Below are 20,523 nucleotides of genomic sequence, written 5' to 3' on the forward strand. Positions count from 1 at the left end.
GTTTTTATTTTTTATCCTTTAAACTGTCCCATTGCAATGAATTTCTCCTGCCTTTGGGTTTCAAGTTCCTGTCCTGAGAATTTTGAAAACGCTTTGATATTCTGTAAAATTGAATTTTTCAGATTCAGATAAGCTGTTTCCGGGTCATACTGAGCACCTCCAAGTGGTTCTTCAATAATACCATCGATGAATTTTTCTCTTAAAGCATCTTTTGGGGTAAGGTTCAGTGCATTGGCTGCATCTTCCTTGTGGTCCCAGTTTCTCCATAAAATAGAAGAACAGCTTTCAGGGGCAATTACCGTATACCATGTATTTTCAAGCATGTATACTTTGTTTCCTACACCTATTCCTAAAGCTCCACCACTTGCTCCTTCACCAATGATATACGTGAAAATAGGAGTTTTAAGCTGAACCATTTCAAAAATGTTTCTGGCAATAGCTTCACCCTGTCCTCTTTCTTCAGCTTCCAATCCAGGATAAGCTCCCGGTGTGTCTACTAAAGTGATTACAGGAATGTTGAATTTTTCAGCAAGCTTCATCAGTCGCAAAGCCTTTCTGTATCCTTCCGGATTCGGCATTCCGAATCTTCTGTACTGTCTTTCTTTGGTCGTTCTCCCTTTCTGGGTTCCGATGATCATTATTCTCTGACCATCCAATGTAGCTAAACCGCCGATCATGGCCGGGTCATCTGCGAAATTTCTGTCTCCGTGAAGTTCCAGAAAACTTCCTTTGTCTACCATTCCGTTGATATAGTCGATTGTATAAGGACGATCCGGATGGCGGGATAGTTGTACTCTCTGCCAAGGGGTAAGGTTTTGGTAGATTTCTTTTTTCTTTTCCAAAATCTTATCCTCAATCTGGCTGCATGCTAATTTTACATCAACACCACTTTCTTCTCCTACTAAAGAACAAGTCTGAAGTTGATCCATTAGATCTTTTATAGGAAGTTCGAAACTTAAATATTCCATTTCTTGAAGTAAATTAAATCTTTCAAATTTATGAAAAATTATGAAAAACTATTTAAAATTATTGATAGCATTGTTTATTCGGGAGATACTTTCCTCTTTTCCAATAAGTTCCATGATATCAGGAACGTCCGGGCCTTTCAGTTCTCCAACTAAGGCTAAACGCAGTGGCATCATCACTTTTCCCATCCCCAGGCCTTTGTTTTCCGCGAAATCGTGGATTGCCTGCTTGAGAGTTTCTGAAGTATAATCAATGGTGCCAAGGGTTTCTGCAAATTCTCCTAAAACAGCAGAAGTCTCGTCGTTCCATGCTTTTTTAGATGCTTTTTCATCATAAGATGCAGGCGCTTCGAAGAAAAATTTTCCATTTTCATAGATATCTTTCGGGAATGTAGCTCTTTCTTTCATCAAGCTGATAATTTTTAGCAGCTTTTCATCCTCAATATTTAAATTTAAATCTGAGCTTTTTAAAATCTGAAGCAATTCTTCATCAGACTTTAATTGGATATACTGATGATTGAACCATTCTGATTTTTCTTTACTGAACCTTGCTCCGGCTTTATGAACTTTATTTAAATCAAATTCTTTTGCCATTTCATCCAGGGATAAAACTTCTTTATCGTCGGCAGGAGACCAGCCTAATAAAGAAACCATATTGATGAATGCGTCAGGAAGATAACCGCTTTCTCTGTACCCTTTAGATACATTTCCTGTTTTAGGATCTGTAAAGTTTAACGGAAATACAGGGAATCCGAATTTATCACCATCTCTTTTGCTTAATTTTCCGGAAAGTCCTTTCTTTAAAAATTGTTTTACAGAAGCGGTTAATAAATTGTCTTTTTCATTTTCACCCAACATCGATTTGAATCTTGGACTTTTTACTTCAGAAAAGAAAGATTTAATAAGGGCTGCAGATTCTTCAAAAGAAAATTCATTGTTTTTGGCTACAAACTCTTCCGTGAAAGATTTTGTAATACTGTCAATATTATCTTTATTGATTAACGTTGAAACGTCAGGTTTTAAAATCAGTGAAAGGTGGGCAAACTGAGGCGCTTCCCAACCCATTGCTTCGTATAGTAAAGTATGTAAACCTAAAGAAGGCAGCCATTCTTCACCACGGATCACGTGAGAAATTTCCATTTCATGGTCATCAATGATGTTGGCGAAATGATAGGTAGGCATTCCATCATTTTTCACTAAAACTTTATCGTCTAAAGTATTGGTGTTTACTGAAGAATGTCCACGGATAATATCTTCAAGATTTAAAGTTCTGTCAATTGGCATTTTGAATCTTACCACATAAGGGGTTTTCTCATCCAGTAATTTCTGAACTTCCTCCTGAGAAAGGGCTATACTATTTCTCAGTTGGTTTCTGGTTTTGTTGTCATAAGAGAAAACATCTCCTTTCGCTTCGAACTCTGCACGGACTGCATCAAGCTCTTCAGGCGTATCAAAAGCGATGTAGGCATAGTCTGTTGTCAGGATCTGCTCCGTATATCTGTCGTAGATATCTCTTCTTTCAGACTGTCTGTAAGGTGCAAATTTTCCTCCTTTCTTAGGACTTTCATCAGGAATGATGCCGCACCATTCTAAAGCTTCTTCTATGTATTCTTCAGCGCCTTCCACATATCTGGCGGTATCTGTATCTTCAATTCGAAGAACAAATTCACCACCCTGGTTTTTAGCAAAAAGATAATCATATAATGCGGTTCTTACGCCTCCCAAATGCAAAGGTCCGGTAGGACTTGGAGCAAAACGAACTCTTACTTTCTCCATTTCAATTAAAATTTTGGTGCAAATTTACTTAAAATTACCTGAGTTCGGGTTATGAAAATTAGGATAATAGGGCTGGAGGCTTGAAACGGAAGGCTTGAAGCTAATATTGAACGATAATTTTTAACAATTACCCTAAAATTTAATGATATGAGTTTCAGGAATGAATAAAATTCTGATTTGGGATTGAATAACTTCCATCTTCCTGCTTCATATTTTCCATCTCTTCCTCTATTTTTTAAGCATCAGCAGTTTAAAGAACAAGACCGGGTTTTTATATTTAACCCTGTACTTTTCTTTTTTCCATTCTGTTCGAAGTTTCTCTTTTTCAGATTCTGAATCAGTTTCCGATAAAAGGATCTCGTACTTGAAATGGATCAGCTTAAGTCTGTATTTTTTATAAAGCTCCTGATCAGCTTTGATATAATCGATGTATTTATGGGTCACCTTTTCATAGGAATCTTTCATCAGCTTCCAGTTTCTCGAAAGGCTGGTGGAAAGAATTCTGTAGTAGAAGAGTTTTTTGTCTATGAATCCGATTTTGTACCCTTTGGATGTCAGTCTCAGATTCATATCCCAGTCTTCGGTATTGATGCTTTCATCAAACGGATATTTTACCAGCAATTCTGTTTTTACGAACGTTCCTACATTGGACGTTCTGTTTTCAGATACATTTTCATGGAAAAAATTGGGAAGGCTGTCTATGACCTGCTTTTTCTCTTTTGGCGTGTAGGCATCTGTTGTAGTATCTTCGGACTGATAATATTTATAGCCGTCCGAAAGGATAAAGTCTACCGGATTTTCCTGAATGTAGGCTACCTTCTCTGCCAGACTGTCTTCCGTATACCAGTCATCTCCGGAAAGCAGGGAAACATATTCTCCCGAAGCTTCGGAAACAGCGATGTTGATATTTTTTGCCACCCCGAAGCTTTCCGTATTCCTGATCATTTTATAATGCTGCCCAAATTGGGAAAGTACGCGCTCTGCATTTTCAAAAGTCTTATCCTTTGAAGCATTATCCAGCAGGATGATTTCATAATTGGGGTAGGTTTGCGAAATGGCGGACATGCAGGCCTGTTCAATGAACTTTTCGTGGTTCATGGTGATGATGATAAGGCTTACAAGTGGAGGAGTGTTCATTTGTTTAATCAATTAATAATTTTTGGAAGACTGAATCAGTAGATTTTCTTGCCATAATCAGGAATGAAAGTATGATAATCTTTTGAAATAGAAAAAATATAATCAGAATTTCTCTTTCTCAGCTTATTGCATCATGGTGTATATTTTTGCTAATATAAGGTCTTCCACATTATCTGCAGGAACTCCGCTTTGTCCGTAAATGAAAAAGCTTTCATATCCCTCGTAGTTGGGTCCCGCTTTTTTGATATGCCATTTTACAGGTAGATAACTGGATACATCATTGGAATATCCTAATACCGTTAATTTCATTGGATTGAAATGGCTGTATAGATCAATAGCATATTGAGAAACGGCTTCCCGGCTCAAAGCGATAATATTCCAGTCACCAATCTTTAAAATTTGGATATAAACCGTTGCAGATTTAGCAAGTGTACCGGAAGTATACTGATGAATAATTCTGTTGGCCCATCTTACATTTCTTTCAGAGGTCTGGTCGTATTTGCCTGTGTTGGCTTTTTTAATACTCACCGCCTTATTGAAGGTGAAATTAGTAAGCGGGATAGCAATAGAATCAAATTTAACAGAAATTTCCCCGGTAACGGCTGATGATGATGCCGAAAATAAGTTACTGAAATCCTGAGTCAGTTTATTAGCCGTTTGATCCGGAGTGTCTGTTTTATATGGATTAATATCACCTGCGCATCCCTGCATAAGCTGTACATTGTTAATGTTCTTCAGTATACCGAGTTTATCTCTTGTAGCACCTACATAATTCGATGAAATGGTAACGAAATCACGGGGCTGACTGTGCCATACGGGATGGGTGCTTGCACTCATGATAACACCATTCACAGTATTTGTATTGCTTTGTTTGGCCATTACCATAGTGATATTATTGTCTAAGTCTTTGTTAATATCTGCCCTGTTGTATCCAATATTGGTTTTGCCATTTACAAAACTTAAATCACTGTCCGTTTTATTGTTAATTGCATTTTGGGTGGCCGTTAAAACAGAATTTTTTACGATATCAAGGTATTTGGGATCAGGATTGCGGTAAAAGTCCTGAAGGCAGGAATACCCTTGAGACAGAGGCGCATAGTGAGTATGGGAGCAGTTGATTAAAATTGCATCTTCATTGATATTAAATGCATTTTTTATCTCAGTCTTTATTTTATGTGAAAAAGAATAATTGATGCCGCATAAATCCAGAGTAATAATAAGTGCTTTTTTTGAGTTTTTTTCAAAATAGGACGCATAGGCATAGATCGGGGTCTGGTTATGCTGGGCGTAATATAATTTATTCTTATTGGAGATTGCGTATAATTTATTATTAGTATAGGCAATATTTGATAAATACGTACCGTAAGTGGTACGGTTAGGCGTTCCGATTTTTGACCAGCTTTCGTCAGAAGATGAAATATTTCTTGTCCACAAATCATTGTCATATTTAGACAAAGCAATTAAGTTTGTTCCATCATTGGTTAATGATCGTACAGCATTAGCTTTTCCGATATTTTTCCAGGGTATATTAAACGGGCTTGTATCTCTTACCCAAAGCGTATTGTTTTTCTTGGTTCCGTACAGTTTATTATTGAGGAAAGTAAGTCCGGTTGTTTCATAGGCCAGTCCGATATTAGTCCACGGACTGTCATTTTCATCTGCGTTTCTTGTCCACAGTTTATTGTATTTGTCTGTGCCATACAGTTTACCGTTTCCATAGGCCAGAGCCGTTACATAATATGCCGTTCCAATAGAAATCCAGTTGGGTGCACTGGCGTTGATGTCAGCCTGCCAAAGTTTGTTGTCACTTGTCGCCATATAGAACTTTGTATCAGAGGAACACATAGCAACAGCATTTTGTGCGATGCCTGTTTCCTGTAAACTGATACTGAACCTTCCCTGTTTGGGATCACCGAAGCCGGCGAGCGGAGATGACAGTATGGTAGCGTTTGGATTGATCGATTCTTTTGAAAATCCTACCAGATAGTTTTGTCCGGAGATGAAATTCTGAAGCAAAAACAGGGTGATAAAACCCGCAAAGATCTGCACTTTAGTTCTAGACATTGTTAATTCTCTTTTACAATTTTCTGTTCAAAAACTTCTTTATTTTCATAGGTTCCTTTAAGGAGATATACTCCTGCCGGCAGATCCGAAATATCAATAAAATTGACATCTGAGTAGGTTTTTAGCAACCTTTTATCCATACTGAATATCTGAAGAGAGGTAACGGTTTTTTCTATATTAAGCTCTCCTGATGTTGGATTAGGGTAAAATAATGATTTGCTGTTTTCAGCTACCGGTTTTCCCTTAACCGATACATTGTCTATAAACCAGTTATTGCCATCATCATCTTTCTTTACAAATGCAATATAGATTTGCTTCTTGTCAAATTTCGAAATGTTGATTCTTTTCAGGCTGAAATTTTTGCCGAATGATGCATCAGTATAAGAAGCTACGGTTTGAAACTGATCACGATCGAGTTGGGAATCTGTGGATATTTTGATCTCGTATTTTGTGGAATTGCCGATAAATGAGTTGTGTTGTGAAAATATTAGAAAATTTCCCTCATAGCCGGTTAAATCTATTTTAGGGCTGATCAGCCAGTCTTCATTTAATTCACCCGAATTCTCATATCTTACAAAGAAGCATTTGTCAGATCCATCTTTATTCAGACTTTCTAACTGCCAGTTATTAAAATCATCACCGGCATCATTTTTCCCTCTTAAAACAGCCCATTCTTCCGGAGCTTTTGAAAGGTCATGATTATTAAAATTATCAGAAAACTGCCCGTAAAAGAACGAGCTGAAGAATAAAAGACCTGTAAAAATCAATTTCATGAGTATTTTTTTCTAGATAACAGATTGATTTATAATTAAAAACAAGTCAAAAAGTGATCTTACGTAAAATCACTTTTTGACCCGGGAAATTTACATTATTTTTGAATACAACAGGAAAACAAATAAAGATTAATTCAAATAAAAATATATATTTGTTTTTACTTCAAACAATTGAGATATAAACCAATACGTTTGAATTTATTTAATTTTCTTTCTGTTTTAATAGAATCGCGAATGGTGAGTTATTGTTTCAGGAAACAGACTACGAATGATTTTGAATTTCTGTAGAAGGCAGATTGAATAACTGCTTCAGATATTTGTCAAAAATCTCAGGATCTAACCTGTAATCTTCATGGAAGCCTTCGTAATCCTGCGGATAAATATAAAAATTAAGATCAAAATTCACTTCTTTGGCCAATGTAGAGAAAATAGCAAAATCTCCCCATACCGAACTGAACCAGCTGAGACCTTTGGCTCCTGATTTTGCAAACAGAACATTAGTCCAGGCCGCTCCGCTTGGTCCTATGATGTAATCAGCGTTGTTGACCATGTAGATCTGTTCATGGATATTGAGATCTTCAAAGAAAACTTCTTCAAATCCATATTTTTTTGCCGTTTCAAAGATTTCCTCATCGTTATATTTTCTATACTGGGATCTCCTTGAAATAAATATTTTTTTAACAGGCTCGATGCGGACTTTACTTAGGTCTAAATGATCGAAAGCCATTTTTCGGAGATACTGCAGAGAAGATTTCGACAACTTGGCAAATCCAGCCTCATATTTTACACCCGGCATGATATTCGGGACCGCATAATTGGTACTGGTGATATGCCACAGCTTTTTAAACTGATAATAATTCTTTTCGTGGCTGAGGAATACAATTTTATAATCCTTAAGGAAAAACATCAGAAGATCTTTCAGATTTTCAACCTTCTGTATATCCTGATCTATAATGATCAGTTTGTTCTTAGCATCCGGGATATACTGGAAAAACTCAACTTTGGACAGAATATCTACCAGAAAATGATAATAGTTGAAGGTGAAAGTTCCACCCAGGAAAATCGCTTCCTCGTCATAGTACACATTCTTATGATTTCTTACTTTCGCAAGCGTCATAGAGTGCTGTAATAGATTGTTGGTGTTGTATACATACGTAATCCTGTCGTCGTCATGCCATCTTTCGTAGAAGATGGTATCTTTTTTCAGATTTAAGAAATACGTGGAATTAGGGATACAGAGTACATCCTTAAGCGCGAGAATTTCTATAGCATTTTTAGGAGTTTTCACAGAAATCTGGGGAGCATCAAACGTTTTAGGCAAAAAAAGTTCTGCCTCCTGTTTTTCGCTAACCATTATTTTTTCTGTACAGTACTCAGAGGGGATAGAATCCAGCGGTAAAAAATCTGTTACAAGTCTTTTTGCCCTTCTGAAAAAAGCCTTGATATAATATTTTTTTCTAAGCGCTTTAAGCTGTTTTTCTAAATTTTCAATTTGTTCCGTTGCATTCATACTCTAAAACTTAGGATGACCTAAGAAGTTCGGTCGTTATTTCCGGAGGTGTAGAATATTGTTTTCTATATCATCTCCTGGTAATAACGGATGGTTTCATCAACCATTTTATCAATGCCAAATCTGGTTTCTATTAATTTCCGGGCATTCAGTGATATCCTGTTTCTCAGATCATCGTCTTCAAAAATGAGACTTATCTTTTCATGGAAGGTTCCTTCCTCAGCAATAAGGCCGTTTACAGGCTCCTGTATGATCTCTTTAAACGAATCTATAGAAGAACATACAACAGGTTTTTGCATGGCCATTACTTCCAGCAAAGATAAGCTAAAATTTTCACCTTTGGAGGGGAAGCACACCACCTCTGCTTTACTGATAAGCTGTACGATTTCAGGACCCGGTTTATTGCCATAAAAATGAATGGAATTCCGTGTTTCATTATCAGGAATATGCTCTGTGATATAGGCCGGATAATGATTGGGGTTTCCTATGAAATGAAGCGATGCTTCGGGATGATTTTTTTTAAGCTGAATAAAAGAATTGATCAGAGTTTCCGCTCCTTTTTCAAAAGAGACGTTGCCCAAATAAAAGACGGATTTAGGAATAATTTCCGCATCTTCTTCAGGTTTGTAGAATTTTTCATCAATCCCGTTGTAGATCAGCTTAGGGTTTTTGATGTCAAATAAGTCTTTATTGATCGTCTCGTTGTATTTTGAGATCGTAATAATGTTTTTTGATTCTTTAAAAGCCGCTTTTTCACAGAAGATCCTTCCTTTATGAACTTTTTTGTAACCGAAATATTTCTCCAGGACAGACCAGGAGCCATGGCATCGGATCACATAAGGAATGGTTTTAGGGATAGAAAGTGCCAGACCGTCAAAGTCATGGGTTTCTGCAATATCGAAATGAAGATTGTTTTTTTTGATCCAGCCACTTATGGTATCAGATATTATTTTTTTCTCTGATAAATAGGTTTTAAAATGAATCTGTTCAAAAGCTTTCACTTTTCCCGTAAAAGATCTTAGCAGTTCAAGGAGAGGATTAGCTTTGAAGATATCTTTCACAGAATGGATCTTTACGCCATCTTCTTCTATATCAAATGTGAATTTTGAGATCAGAAAAATATGAACGGAGATTCCCCTCTTAACAAGTTCTGCACATAAATTTTTATAAAAAACGCCTGTACCACCTACTTTAGGGGTGCGGGAAGATTGGTATTCCCGGGTGACAATAAGTACATTTTTTATTTCTTTCATGAATTCAGTTTAAATACCGTGTTTACCCAATGGTCTAGCGTATACTTATAATAAACTTCATCAGGCAGTTTTTCGTATGGCGTATTGAAAAATTCTTTTTTTACATTACGGAAATTCTTATCCAACACCAAAATATTATTGGGATTATAAAAATCATAAGTTTTAATGGTGGGATTATCGGTGATCACCTTTTTCTCCAGAGCCATCGCTTCAAATATCCTGAAACTTAGTCCGGTTTGGTCCGCACGCATCAGATCAAGAATAACCTTGGTGTTTTTATAATAAGTCGGAAGAGCATGATGAGGTATTTTTTTTCTTCCGAATTTTAAAATTTCAATATTTTTTTTGTCAATGATCTGGTTCAGCTTATTTTTCCAGCCTTTCTTTCCAGCGATATACACCTCAAACTTAACCTTCATCGGGCAAAGCCTGTTGATCAGAAGATTGAGCGCAGAAAGTCTTTTCTGATCGTATGACGTGATGTAGAACAGATCCAGTTTCGGACGCTGCTTGGATGCCGGAATGTGGTCGAGATAATTATAATTGGTGATTTTTTCGAAGCCGAAATTTTTCACATCATTATCATCAAAAGAAAATATAGTATCAAAATAGTGCAGAAGGTGTGTCGCAGGGTTTCTGGCCATGCTGTCATAAAGGTAGGCTATGTTACGGTCTGCATATTCTCTGATCTTTTGGTGGATGCTTTCGTCAATAGCTTCAGGATTGATGACCAGAATCTGATCCTGTTTTCCAATTTTTTCCAGAGATTCAAGAATGAAACTTTGTCTTTTGTAATATTTGGGGTTTTTGCCCAGAAAAATTTTGCTGAAAGTGTTTTTTATACGCTCACCAGTATTTTTATGGGTAAAGGCTCCGATGTTGATATGGCACGCCTGAATGCCTCTATCACTCAGTTTTTCCACTATGTGTTCATCATAATGCCAGAAATCGAAGCTGATTAAACAAATTTTCATACTGCAAAAATAAAAATTTCATATTTAAATTTATATTTTTGATGCAAAGCCTGGCCATAATGATAAAGAAAATTTTAATTGATGCTGAAAGATTGAAGTACCCGAAGTCGGGAATTGCCAACGTATGTGTTTCATTAATAAAGGGTCTGGACGAAAAAGACTCTGATTTCGAGTATACTTTTTATGGTCCAAAAAAAAATATTCCGGACACGAAAAAAAAAATAAAAATAATCGACTGGAAGTTCTGGCAAAAGAAAATTTCTGTCAATACCGGATCTTTTTCACTTATTCATACAGCACATCAGCTTTCTGACTATTTTCATACCATTAAAAGTGGACAAAAAAAGGTAGTTACGCTCCACGATCTTAATTTTCTGCACGATAACAGTTCCGAACAGAAAATTGCTAAAACGACTAAGCTCGTTCAGAAAAACATCGGAAATGCGGATGCTGTGGTCTGCATCTCAGAATTTGTAAAAGAAGACTTTCTTAAAAACAGAAAACTTTTTACACTAAAAAATTATGTGAAAGTAGAAGTGATCTACAACGGACTGATTTTTCCTGAAACCACAGACTTCAGTTCGGACAATAAATACAGTTTTATCGGAAAAAAATACATTTTAAATATCGGCGTACTCTTCCCCAAGAAAAACCAGGAAGTTCTTTTGGATCTTATTTCAAAAAATGACAGGGAACTGGTGTTGGTCACTTCTTCGGCAAAATCTGCGTACAAAGAAAAATTTCTGGAAAAAATAAAAACATTAGGACTGGAAGATAGGGTACATATCTTGGAAAATGTAGATAATAACGAAAAATATTTCCTTTTGCAGCATTGTGAATCATACTGTCACCCTTCATTGGCAGAAGGCTTCGGAATTCCACCTGTAGAAGCGATGTATTTTGGAAAACCGGTATTTTTAAGCAAACTGACGAGCCTTCCTGAAATAGGAGGGGATCTGGCTTTTTATTTTGATGATTTTTCCGCAGAACATATGCAGCATGTCTATGCTTCCGGAATGCAGACGTATGGCTCCAAAACAGACGAATATACCTCCCAGTTAAAGGAAAGAGCCCTAAAGTTTGGGTATCTGGAGATGGCCGGAGCGTATGAAAAACTCTACCATGGGCTTCTGAATTAAAGCTTGATCTTTCCGAGCCTTAATTTCCATTTAAAAATATCGAAGCTGTCGCCTCCTTTGATATCGATTCTTTTGATCTCAAATTTATTCTTCCATGGGTAATAGGCGATATTGTTACCGATACGTACTGCCGAAGTGATTCCTGCTTTTTCGAGGATGGAAAAGAATTGTTTTTTCTGTTCACCTTTTTTAGGAAACTTACCGTAAGGGTAGGCGAGTACCTTCGTAAAAGGGATTTGCTTTTCCTCCAGGGTACGGATATTTTCCCGGATGTCTTCAGCTGCTTCCTCTAGGGAGATCTGTGAATAGTTTCGGTGAGTGTGGCTGTGCAATGCAATCTCTACATGTTCAGGATTAAGAGATTTGATCTCATCAAACGTCATCATTTCGCGCTTTCTGTCTGCCTGATCATTAGACATAAGCCCGGTAGGGATAAAGATGGTGGCTTTCAGCTGATATTTTTCCAATAAAGGAACCAGATACTGAAGATTATTGAGATAGCCGTCGTCGAAGGTGAGAATAAGCTTATGCTTCAATGTTGTGCCTGTATTCAGATCATTAAAAAATAAGGTGTTGTAATGGCTTTTGATGTATCTGAACTGTTCTTCCAGATTTTCAGCTGACACGGTCAGACAATCTTTGCCGGAAATTTCTTTCTCCGGAAGGATTTTATGATACATGAGGATACGGACACTCTCCTCTTTTGAAAATCCAAGTGTCCTTTTTGCAAATCTGAGCATGGTTATATGAATTTTGAAAATCGCATGTTTTATGGAATTTATACCTATAAAAATTACCTACGATCCATATAATTCTATTGTTTTTATTTACTGACTAATTTATTACTTGAATAGTAGATGAGTCTACATAAACAGACATCTGTTACAATCTTCAAATTTAATTAATTATTAGATGCACTAGCTTAAAAATACATTAAAATAAGATGTAAACGACTGAGCAGTCGGATGACAAAGCTAAAAAAAGTAAGGCTGAATAAAGACTGTTAAAAGATAAACAGAGGGCATTCGACTATCTACAACCAATTACATTTTTAAAAAATGTATCGAATGCTTGTCAGGTGTAAAATTTTGTGGATTAATATGGAAGGTGAAATGCATTTTGGAACTGAAGAAGGAATGATCAAAAAAAACAGCCGGCTGCAATGAGTGTAAGGCAGTCCGACTGTTTATATTTTTAATTCAAAAGATATTATTTGAATTTGTAAATCTCGTTGATCTTGATGTATTTTAGAAATGTGTAAAACGCTCCGGTGATTGAGATATAAAATCCGGCGACACCATCCAGAAAACCCAGTTTTAAAAAATAAGTTTTCGTAAAATCATAAAAGGGAGAAAAGATAATTTTGAAAAGCGATACCGATTTTCCATTCAAAACCTTTTTCTCAGCCATCAATTGTGTGTAGTTATTGATTTTCTCAATGTGATGGGCAATACTTTTATAGGTATAGTGATTGATATTTCCCGGTAGTTTTCCTTTTTTGTCCTGAGTGATAAAACATTCATGGACCAGATCATCGGTATATTTTCCGTGACCTTTTTTGAAAAATCTTTCTCTCCACACATTTCCCCAACCGCCATATTTAATGGTTTTCTTCAGCAGGATATTGTTGAAGTGGATCTCGTAGACTTTATAAGGAGGATTGGAACTTTTTAAAACTTCTTTAATAGCATTAACTGCCGTTTCGTCCGGAACTTCGTCGGAGTCAAGGAACAAGATCCATTCTCCCGAAGCTTCAGACAGGGTATAGTTTTTCTGACAGCCGAAGCCGTGGAATTTTTTTCTGATAAATTTTACCTTCGGAAACCCGGTACAGATCTCCTCAGTTTTGTCTGTGGAAAAAGAATCAACGACAATGATCTCATCAGCTATCTCGTGGATGCTACTGATACTTTGCTCAATGACTCTTTCCCCATTTAAAACAATATAACAGACTGATAACTTCATTAACGAAATTCTGTAATAGTTTTTTCAATGATTTTGACACAGTCTAAAAGCTGCTCTTCAGTAATCACCAAAGGTGGTGCCAATCTGATGATATTTCCGTGGGTAGGTTTTGCAAGAAGGCCGTTTTCTTTTAACTGTAAGCATAGATTCCACGCTGTAGAGCTGTCCGGAGTGTCGTTGATCAAAATAGCATTTAAAAGACCTTTTCCTCTTACTTTGGTAATAAGTCCGTTTTTTTCAATGATCTTTTCGATTTCTGCTCTGAAAAGCTGCCCCAGCTGCTCTGCTCTTTCTGAAAGCTGTTCATCCGCTACCACATCTAAAGCGGCTACTGCTACAGCACACGCAATCGGGTTTCCTCCGAATGTAGAGCCGTGTTGTCCCGGCTTAATCACGTTCATGATAGAATCGTTAGCTAATACTGCAGATACAGGGTACATTCCTCCGGAAAGGGCTTTTCCTAAGATCAGGATATCCGGTTGTACATTTTCGTGGTGACAAGCGATCAGTTGCCCTGTTCTTGCGATACCGGTCTGAACTTCGTCTGCGATGAAAAGTACATTATGTTTTTTACATAGCTCGGAAGCATTTTTCAGGAAACCTTCGTCCGGAACATACACACCAGCTTCACCCTGAATAGGCTCCACTAAAAATGCGGCGATATTTCCTGCTTCTCTGTTTAATACTTCTTCCAATGCTGCGGTATCATTGTAAGGGATTTTGATAAATCCAGGTGTAAAAGGACCATAGTTCAGGTTGGCATCAGGATCATTAGAAAAAGAAACAATCGTTGTTGTTCTTCCGTGGAAATTATTTTCACAAACAATGATCTTGGCTGCGTTTTCTGAAATTCCTTTTACTTCATAGCTCCATTTTCTGGCTAATTTCACGGCAGTTTCTACGGCTTCAGCTCCGGAATTCATAGGAAGAACCTTGTCAAATCCGAAAAGAGTAGTGATCTTCTGCTCGTACTCGCCCAGTTTTGAATTGTAGAATGCTCTTGAAGTAAGGGCCAGCTTTTGAGCCTGCTCTACTAAAGCAGCTACAATTTTCGGGTGAGAATGTCCTTGGTTCACAGCAGAGTATGCTGAAAGAAAATCATAATATCTATTACCTTCTACATCCCATACAAAAACGCCTTCTCCGCGGTCAAGAACCACTGGAAGAGGGTGATAGTTATGCGCTCCATGTTTGTCTTCAAGGTCAATAAAATACTGTGAGTTTTTTGCTGTTGCTGCTGTTGACATATGTTTTGGTTTTCGACAAATTTAAGCATTATTAATGAGATGCATGAACAAAAACGTAATACGGTACACGCCAGTAATTAAAGTGTATTTTAGGGTTGGATTAGGCTGTTTTAGAAAATATTCCTTTTACAAATCAGACAACGCAGGTTTTATATCTTTATCATATGTGATTTTTTTTCTTTAGAGATTTCAGAAAAAAAGCATAACCATTTTGGGTTATGCTTGTGTGTTATTTTTTTGGATGTTGTTTTCGCCATTCCGTACTATTCAGAGGCTGATAATCTTTTCCACATGTACCATTATACTCGCATTCTTCGACGAAATATTCATCGTAATCTGCATTGTCCCACCATTCTTTGAATTGAGGAAGATTGAAATAATTATTTTTCAGTAAGATTTGAAGATCATCACTACTGAGAAAAAAACGGAGCCTGCCCATGATTCTGGAACCATCCTTATAGGCAGGATTATATTTATACTGTTCTGCGAAATAGGCGAGATTAGCCATGATTTTCAGCCTATCCGTATTTTTTAAACTTTTCTGAGTGGAATTGCTGTCACCTAAATATTCTAAGTATTCCTTAATCTGATTGAGTATAAATCTGTTTTCAGAAGTATCATTGGGAAGGTAGAGCTTTTGCATCACTTTAAATGTATTGGCGTGTAATCTGATGTTTTCGTCACAGTCTTTGGTCCAGAATATTTTGCCATAATCTGAAGGATCATTCTTATCAAATTTTGTTTTTTCTATGACCCATTTCAGTAATTCCGCATCTTCAGTGTAGCCAAAAGTTTTTACCAGACTTTCCATGAAATAGGAATCATTAAGGATAAGCCATTTATATTGGGATTTATTGTCATTGAACAGATACATATTTCGGGCTGCCAATGTCTGGATATTTTTTTTACGCTGCTCTTTTAGATTTGAAATATCTTTCCACAGGTATTTATTTACTTCATTGCCTGTTGCATCTTTGAATGTTTTCGAAGAAGTATTCTCCTCCTGTGCTGTTTCAGTATATGATTTCTGATAGTCAATGATACTTGGTATAGGATAGAGATCAGTAATGAAATTTAAATTTTTAATAATAAATAGTCCGGTATTTTCTGCATTATTGGGGATGTAATTAAGTGATCTGTCACATGGGTCAATAAAATTAACGTAGAGAAATTGGGCTTTAGAATTATTATCAATTATTCTGTTAAAAATCTGTTTAATTTTAGCGTTAAATTCACTTCCCGAAGGAGTCTTATATCCGTTATCCGTAAGGAGTTCACTCAATATAGGTGCTGTTACTTCCAAATCCTTTTCAGAATATTGGTATGGATTGTCAAACGTTGGTTTTCCATACTCTAACTGTTTTTTTAGCATCATATTAATGTCTTGATTAAATTGTACGCTTGAATAACTTTCTTTCACATTACCGTTTATCTCATTACTGACTGTTTTTTTTTCCTGGCAAGAAACCAGGACAGAAGAAATAAAAAGCAAGCTGATTAAAATTCTATGTTCCATTTTGATCGTTTTATTGTTCAGATCCTTTTGCTCCCGGATTTCCTTTGTATTCCGGCAGGTTATAATCTGCCTCCGTAATTTCGTAATTTTTAGGGACTACATAAGCAAAATAGTCGGAAATATCATAAGATACGCAATACAGTTTCTGGGATTGGTTTCCTCCTAATATAACGACTTTGTCTCCTTTCTTACCTGCTACAAATCCCACATGGCCTCCTCCGGATCTTGTCTTTACAGCAATAGCACCATATACCGGTTTTCCTAAATCTTTTCCTTCTGCCCAGGTAGCCCATTTTAAAGCCCTTACTGCATCATATCCTTTATCCGTTGTAACGCCTTCATATCCGTAATGTTTCATAATCCAGTTGATAAACGCTGCGCACCATGCGATATCTGTCTCATTTTTTGTACCATCTTTCATCTGGCTTTCATAAGGAGTTCCATCAAAGAATTTTTGAATTTCTTTATTACTGCCGGTTTCTACCAGATTTCTTGCTTCTTCTTTCCATACCAGTTCCATCCATGGAGCTCTTCCTTCAAGATTAGGTAATGCTACCTCCTCTCCATTACAAACTCTTTTATCATATTTAAACCATGTTTTTAGTTTTTCCAAAGCTTTCTTACGCCCGGTCCATCCATTGGGAGGTCTTTCAAGTCTGTGGGCAGGAGAATATCCATTCAATATTTTTCCCTGCAGGAAAAAATACTTTTCTTCTTCCTCTTCCATTAGCAGTCCCAGCTGATTCAGGTTTTTTCCAAGACCTTTACTGAAGTAAGTGCGTTTCCATGCTAATGTGTCTTTAAGCTCCTGAGAATATGTTTTTTGAGGATTAAGTTCCCATAAAGGTACTTCTTTGTAGTTGAATATCCATCCCCCTACATCTACAGTATTATGCAGATTGTTAGAAATAAGGTCCGCATTTTCGTCCAGAAATTTATTTTCATCTGCATATTTTGCTTTTCCATATGTTTTATAGGGCCCGGGATTATTATAGAAGCCTGTTCCATCATCTGTTCCTGTAATTTGAAGAATACCTCTTCCTTTGTAAGTGCTTTGGCTGGATAAGTTGCCACTCAGTTCTTCTTTACTCTGTACAAAAAAGCCGGTTTCTTCTGAAACATTGGCCAAAAAGGATATCTTTTGCATGCATCGGTTAATTCCGTTGCCGGCAAACATGGCATTCACCTCTGCTGTTAAACTTTTAATTGTTTTATCTGTGATATCGCACTTTTCTTTAATTCCTTTCCAAATTTCAGTACCACCCGTCATTGTTTTAATAAGGTCTTCCATTTCTTTGTCAGTAAAACCTCTGTTACAATAACATGTTTTCTGCTTTCTGACCTCCGCCATTTCCACCACCACCGGCTTCACATCATTATCAATAGCCTCCGGTGTTTCTTTCTGGGAAACCTTCAGACATCCGGCTTCATAAAATATAAACTGTTTTCTCAGTTCCAGCATTTCTTCCTGGGTGAAAGGTGTTCCGTCCTGTTTTTTAGCTCTGATGCCCAGTTTTTCCATATCTTCTGTACGTACCAGATTGGCGGGAAGACTGTCATTGATGGTTACCTGAAGTTTTTCTGCTTTCCAGATTTTTTTATTGGGATCAGCGGGATCTTTCAGCTGTCTTGAGACCTGAGCAATATAATAATCGAAATTTTTTGGTGGGTTTTTCCATTCTTCTTTTGCGGTAAATGAAACTTCTACCAGACCGTCTTTTCCTGTTTTTTCTTCTTTGTAGGTTTCTTTGCTTTCGTGGGTGTAGATGATATGGTCTTTTTCGTTCAGCCCTTCTTTAGGAACTTCCTTGAAAACGTCTATTTTCAGAACTTCTTCGGTCATATTCACGGTATGTACCCAGATCTTATGGGTTTTCCCATAGAACGTCTGCTGGCGCTGAATGTCTTTTCCATTTTCTGTGGAGAACATGACAGACACAATTTTCTGTTCTGAAGTAATGACGAGTTCTTCATTGGAGTCCAGCACTTCAAGATACGTTGTGGTAGCATCTATCACTACAGGCTTTGTTCCTTCTATTGAAATAGTGGCTGGCAGTACAACATCCGTTGAGGTGCTTGCCTGAAGTTCTATTGTAAATACCAGACGGTACTTTGGAGTAGGGTTTTCTGCCGTTTTAGGAATCGCAGCATCCAGTTTTTTCTTATAATCCTCAGTCGTATTGATGATAAAAGAGGCCTTGCCCTCACTGTTAAGGGTGACGCTTTTTTCTTCCAGCATAAATTTGTCTTTCTGCTTGTAGAAATCATCGCCATCGCCTTTCACCCACACTTTTACTTTCAGAGTTTGATTCTGAAGGCCATCAATTTCTACAAAGCCGTAGGTGTCTTCTCCAAAACCGGTTTCTGTACGTTTTACACCCGTTCCATAGGCCCAGAGCGCCCTTTTTATAGTGGGTTGTGAAACTTTTATTTTGGTTTCAGTTTTTTTATTGTCAGTGTTATCGCCGGTTAAATAAGCGGAAAGGGTAAACTCACCCAGTTCATTGAAAGTAAGAGTTCCGTCTCCATTGTCGGTAACATTTTGAGGAACTTCTATTTTTATGGCTTCATTTCCGGCCAGCGTTGCAATTCTCGCCGTAGCTGTATATTTTACTTTTGTTCCTTTGGGAATATTTCCTGCGGGTAAGGTAAACTTATCAATGACGTTTTGGATGACTTCAAAATGAAACGTATCTGATCCCGTGAAAGCCGGCTGTTTTCCCGCTCCAAGTGGATTGGCATAAGCTTCTACTGTATACTTTCCTATATATTCACCGGTTGATAGTTGGGCGTCCTGACTGAGCAGTGCATCGGCTCTTTTATTAATGATCGCAGTTTTGAATGAAGGGGAGCTTTCGAATGCAGTAATCCTTCCTGCCCCTTCTTTTTTAAGGTACCAGTGAACGGTTTTCCCTGCAGCTGGGAGATAGGCTACATTGAATTTGGAAGCCTGGATTTTGAGCATATCTCCGGAACGGAGCAGTCCCGGCTCCCCACTCACACCCATTACGCCTAATGTATTTTCAATTTTTATTTCTACAGTTTCCGGTTTGGGATCATTGGGGTCTGTGAAGGCTTCTACGGTATATTTTCCTGCATTTTTAAAGCTAAGTATGGTTTGTCCTCCGGCTCTTGCTACGCCCACAATATGAGGTGAAGCCGTCCCGGAATGGCTGTTATATAATACCGTTGTTCCTTGTTTTATCCTCCAGTGTGCGATCTGAGCAAAAGGCAGGAAACTGGTTCCGTTCAGAATTTTCATCTGGTCAGCATTGGTGCTCAGTTTATACTCTACAGATATCGGAATAGGAATATTGATCAGGGTAGAAGTTCCCGGAGTTACAATTTTTTTAACGAAATCTTTAACTACTTCGATAATGATAGCACAGTTTTTATCACCCGCTTTTTTTCCATAGGCTTCTATTCTGTATTTGCCTTCCGGAAGACTGTCAAAAGTTTTGCTTAAAGACTGATTGAAGACACTTCCCAGACCCATAAATGTTTTTACCTTGTCTTTGGTGTCTTCCCCTTTGAAAATGGCCCATATGATTTTGGTAGCATCACCTTTAAATTGGGCATTCAATGTAAGATTATCCGGAGAAAAAGGATTTAGAAAGGATGTCAGAGGGTTTTTAGGGAGCTGAAGATAATAATAAGTTCCGGTAGGTTTGGCTACGGATTGCGGAAGCGCCATCGAAATGGAATTCACGGATGTTGCCGTGGAAGAAGTACCTGCTGTTTCCCATTGCGGCGATGTATTGGCTACTGAGAATTCATCTGCCTCTTTTACATCGATTTGTGAAACATTGTTGGACTGTCCGGTGGTCGCAAAGGCAACAGTTCCCGGAACTCCATATCCCGGGCAGGTAGCTGTAGAAACATCCAGCAGTATTTTCATGCTTTTGTTGAATTCTACATTTTCATAATAATCTTTATACTTTAAACTGCACTTTGCTTTACAGGGGTAAGGCTTGCCGTCTGAACCTTTACAGTTGCCGAACCCATTGCCGGCACCAAAGCTTTCTGCTTTGTCATCAAGATAGGTGGCTACAGGCTTGCTTTGGGCGAAATATTTGTTTTTGCCTAGTTTTTTTTTCTGGCTTTTTACTTCCATCGGAACGGCAGTCCCTTTGGAGTTATTGGCAACGGAACTGCTGCAGTACGCAGTAGCACCTTCTACAATAATAAATCCTTTATCTGCCAT

At 37.5% G+C, this 20,523-nt stretch carries 14 protein-coding genes; 1 reads left to right on the plus strand and 13 read right to left on the minus strand.

The window, feature by feature from the left end; translation table 11 throughout:
* Positions 1 to 11 precede the first annotated feature (11 nt).
* From BUA72_RS00300 to BUA72_RS00335, 8 genes are all read right to left on the minus strand, one after another.
* On the minus strand, positions 12 to 968 hold the full coding sequence (locus tag BUA72_RS00300; RefSeq protein WP_072921250.1) for an acetyl-CoA carboxylase carboxyltransferase subunit alpha: 957 nt from the start codon (positions 966 to 968) through the stop codon (positions 12 to 14).
* A 48-nt stretch (positions 969 to 1,016) separates the two neighbouring features.
* Positions 1,017 to 2,741, minus strand: coding sequence for a glutamate--tRNA ligase (gene gltX, locus BUA72_RS00305; protein ID WP_072921252.1), 1,725 nt, complete (start codon positions 2,739 to 2,741; stop codon positions 1,017 to 1,019).
* A 228-nt stretch (positions 2,742 to 2,969) separates the two neighbouring features.
* Positions 2,970 to 3,878 carry a glycosyltransferase family 2 protein gene (locus tag BUA72_RS00310; protein ID WP_072921254.1) on the minus strand — a complete coding sequence of 303 codons (909 nt, stop codon included), beginning with the start codon at positions 3,876 to 3,878 and terminating at the stop codon, positions 2,970 to 2,972.
* A gap of 123 nt (positions 3,879 to 4,001) precedes the next feature.
* Positions 4,002 to 5,942, minus strand: a complete 1,941-nt coding sequence (locus BUA72_RS00315; RefSeq protein WP_072921256.1) for a PQQ-binding-like beta-propeller repeat protein — start codon at positions 5,940 to 5,942, stop codon at positions 4,002 to 4,004.
* 2 nt (positions 5,943 to 5,944) lie between these two features.
* Positions 5,945 to 6,715 (minus strand): T9SS-dependent choice-of-anchor J family protein, encoded by a 771-nt coding sequence (locus BUA72_RS00320; RefSeq protein WP_072921258.1) that lies wholly within the window; start codon positions 6,713 to 6,715, stop codon positions 5,945 to 5,947.
* 262 nt (positions 6,716 to 6,977) lie between these two features.
* Positions 6,978 to 8,225, minus strand: a complete 1,248-nt coding sequence (locus BUA72_RS00325) for a glycosyltransferase family 61 protein (RefSeq protein WP_072921260.1) — start codon at positions 8,223 to 8,225, stop codon at positions 6,978 to 6,980.
* Between the two features lie 65 nt (positions 8,226 to 8,290).
* Positions 8,291 to 9,478, minus strand: a complete 1,188-nt coding sequence (locus BUA72_RS00330; protein ID WP_072921262.1) for a glycosyltransferase family 4 protein — start codon at positions 9,476 to 9,478, stop codon at positions 8,291 to 8,293.
* Positions 9,475 to 10,452: a WaaS/CpsH family glycosyltransferase gene (locus tag BUA72_RS00335; protein WP_072921264.1), complete on the minus strand. Its 978-nt coding sequence runs from the start codon at positions 10,450 to 10,452 to the stop codon at positions 9,475 to 9,477. The genes BUA72_RS00330 and BUA72_RS00335 overlap by 4 nt, the downstream gene beginning before the upstream one ends.
* Positions 10,453 to 10,511: 59 nt before the next feature.
* On the opposite strand from BUA72_RS00335, the gene BUA72_RS00340 reads away from it, so the two are divergent.
* Entirely contained in the window at positions 10,512 to 11,591 is a 1,080-nt protein-coding gene (locus BUA72_RS00340) for a glycosyltransferase family 4 protein (protein WP_072921266.1), read from the plus strand.
* On the opposite strand, the gene BUA72_RS00345 is transcribed toward BUA72_RS00340, so the two are convergent.
* The 5 genes from BUA72_RS00345 to BUA72_RS00365 all read right to left on the minus strand — a co-directional run bounded on the left by BUA72_RS00345 (position 11,588) and on the right by BUA72_RS00365 (position 20,523).
* Positions 11,588 to 12,331 carry a polysaccharide deacetylase family protein gene (locus BUA72_RS00345; RefSeq protein ID WP_072921268.1) on the minus strand — a complete coding sequence of 248 codons (744 nt, stop codon included), beginning with the start codon at positions 12,329 to 12,331 and terminating at the stop codon, positions 11,588 to 11,590. The genes BUA72_RS00340 and BUA72_RS00345 overlap by 4 nt on opposite strands.
* Positions 12,332 to 12,800: 469 nt before the next feature.
* Complete coding sequence (locus BUA72_RS00350) at positions 12,801 to 13,556, minus strand: glycosyltransferase family 2 protein (RefSeq protein ID WP_047452988.1); 756 nt, start codon at positions 13,554 to 13,556, stop codon at positions 12,801 to 12,803.
* Positions 13,556 to 14,803 carry an ornithine--oxo-acid transaminase gene (gene rocD / locus BUA72_RS00355; RefSeq protein WP_072921270.1) on the minus strand — a complete coding sequence of 416 codons (1,248 nt, stop codon included), beginning with the start codon at positions 14,801 to 14,803 and terminating at the stop codon, positions 13,556 to 13,558. Before rocD ends, BUA72_RS00350 begins: the two co-directional genes overlap by 1 nt.
* A gap of 229 nt (positions 14,804 to 15,032) precedes the next feature.
* Complete coding sequence (locus BUA72_RS24595; RefSeq protein WP_228407820.1) at positions 15,033 to 16,178, minus strand: hypothetical protein; 1,146 nt, start codon at positions 16,176 to 16,178, stop codon at positions 15,033 to 15,035.
* A 151-nt stretch (positions 16,179 to 16,329) separates the two neighbouring features.
* Positions 16,330 to 20,523, minus strand: coding sequence for a TIGR02594 family protein (locus tag BUA72_RS00365; protein WP_072921272.1), 4,194 nt, complete (start codon positions 20,521 to 20,523; stop codon positions 16,330 to 16,332).

This window comes from Chryseobacterium sp. OV279 (assembly GCF_900128945.1).
Classification (GTDB): Bacteria; Bacteroidota; Bacteroidia; order Flavobacteriales; family Weeksellaceae; genus Chryseobacterium.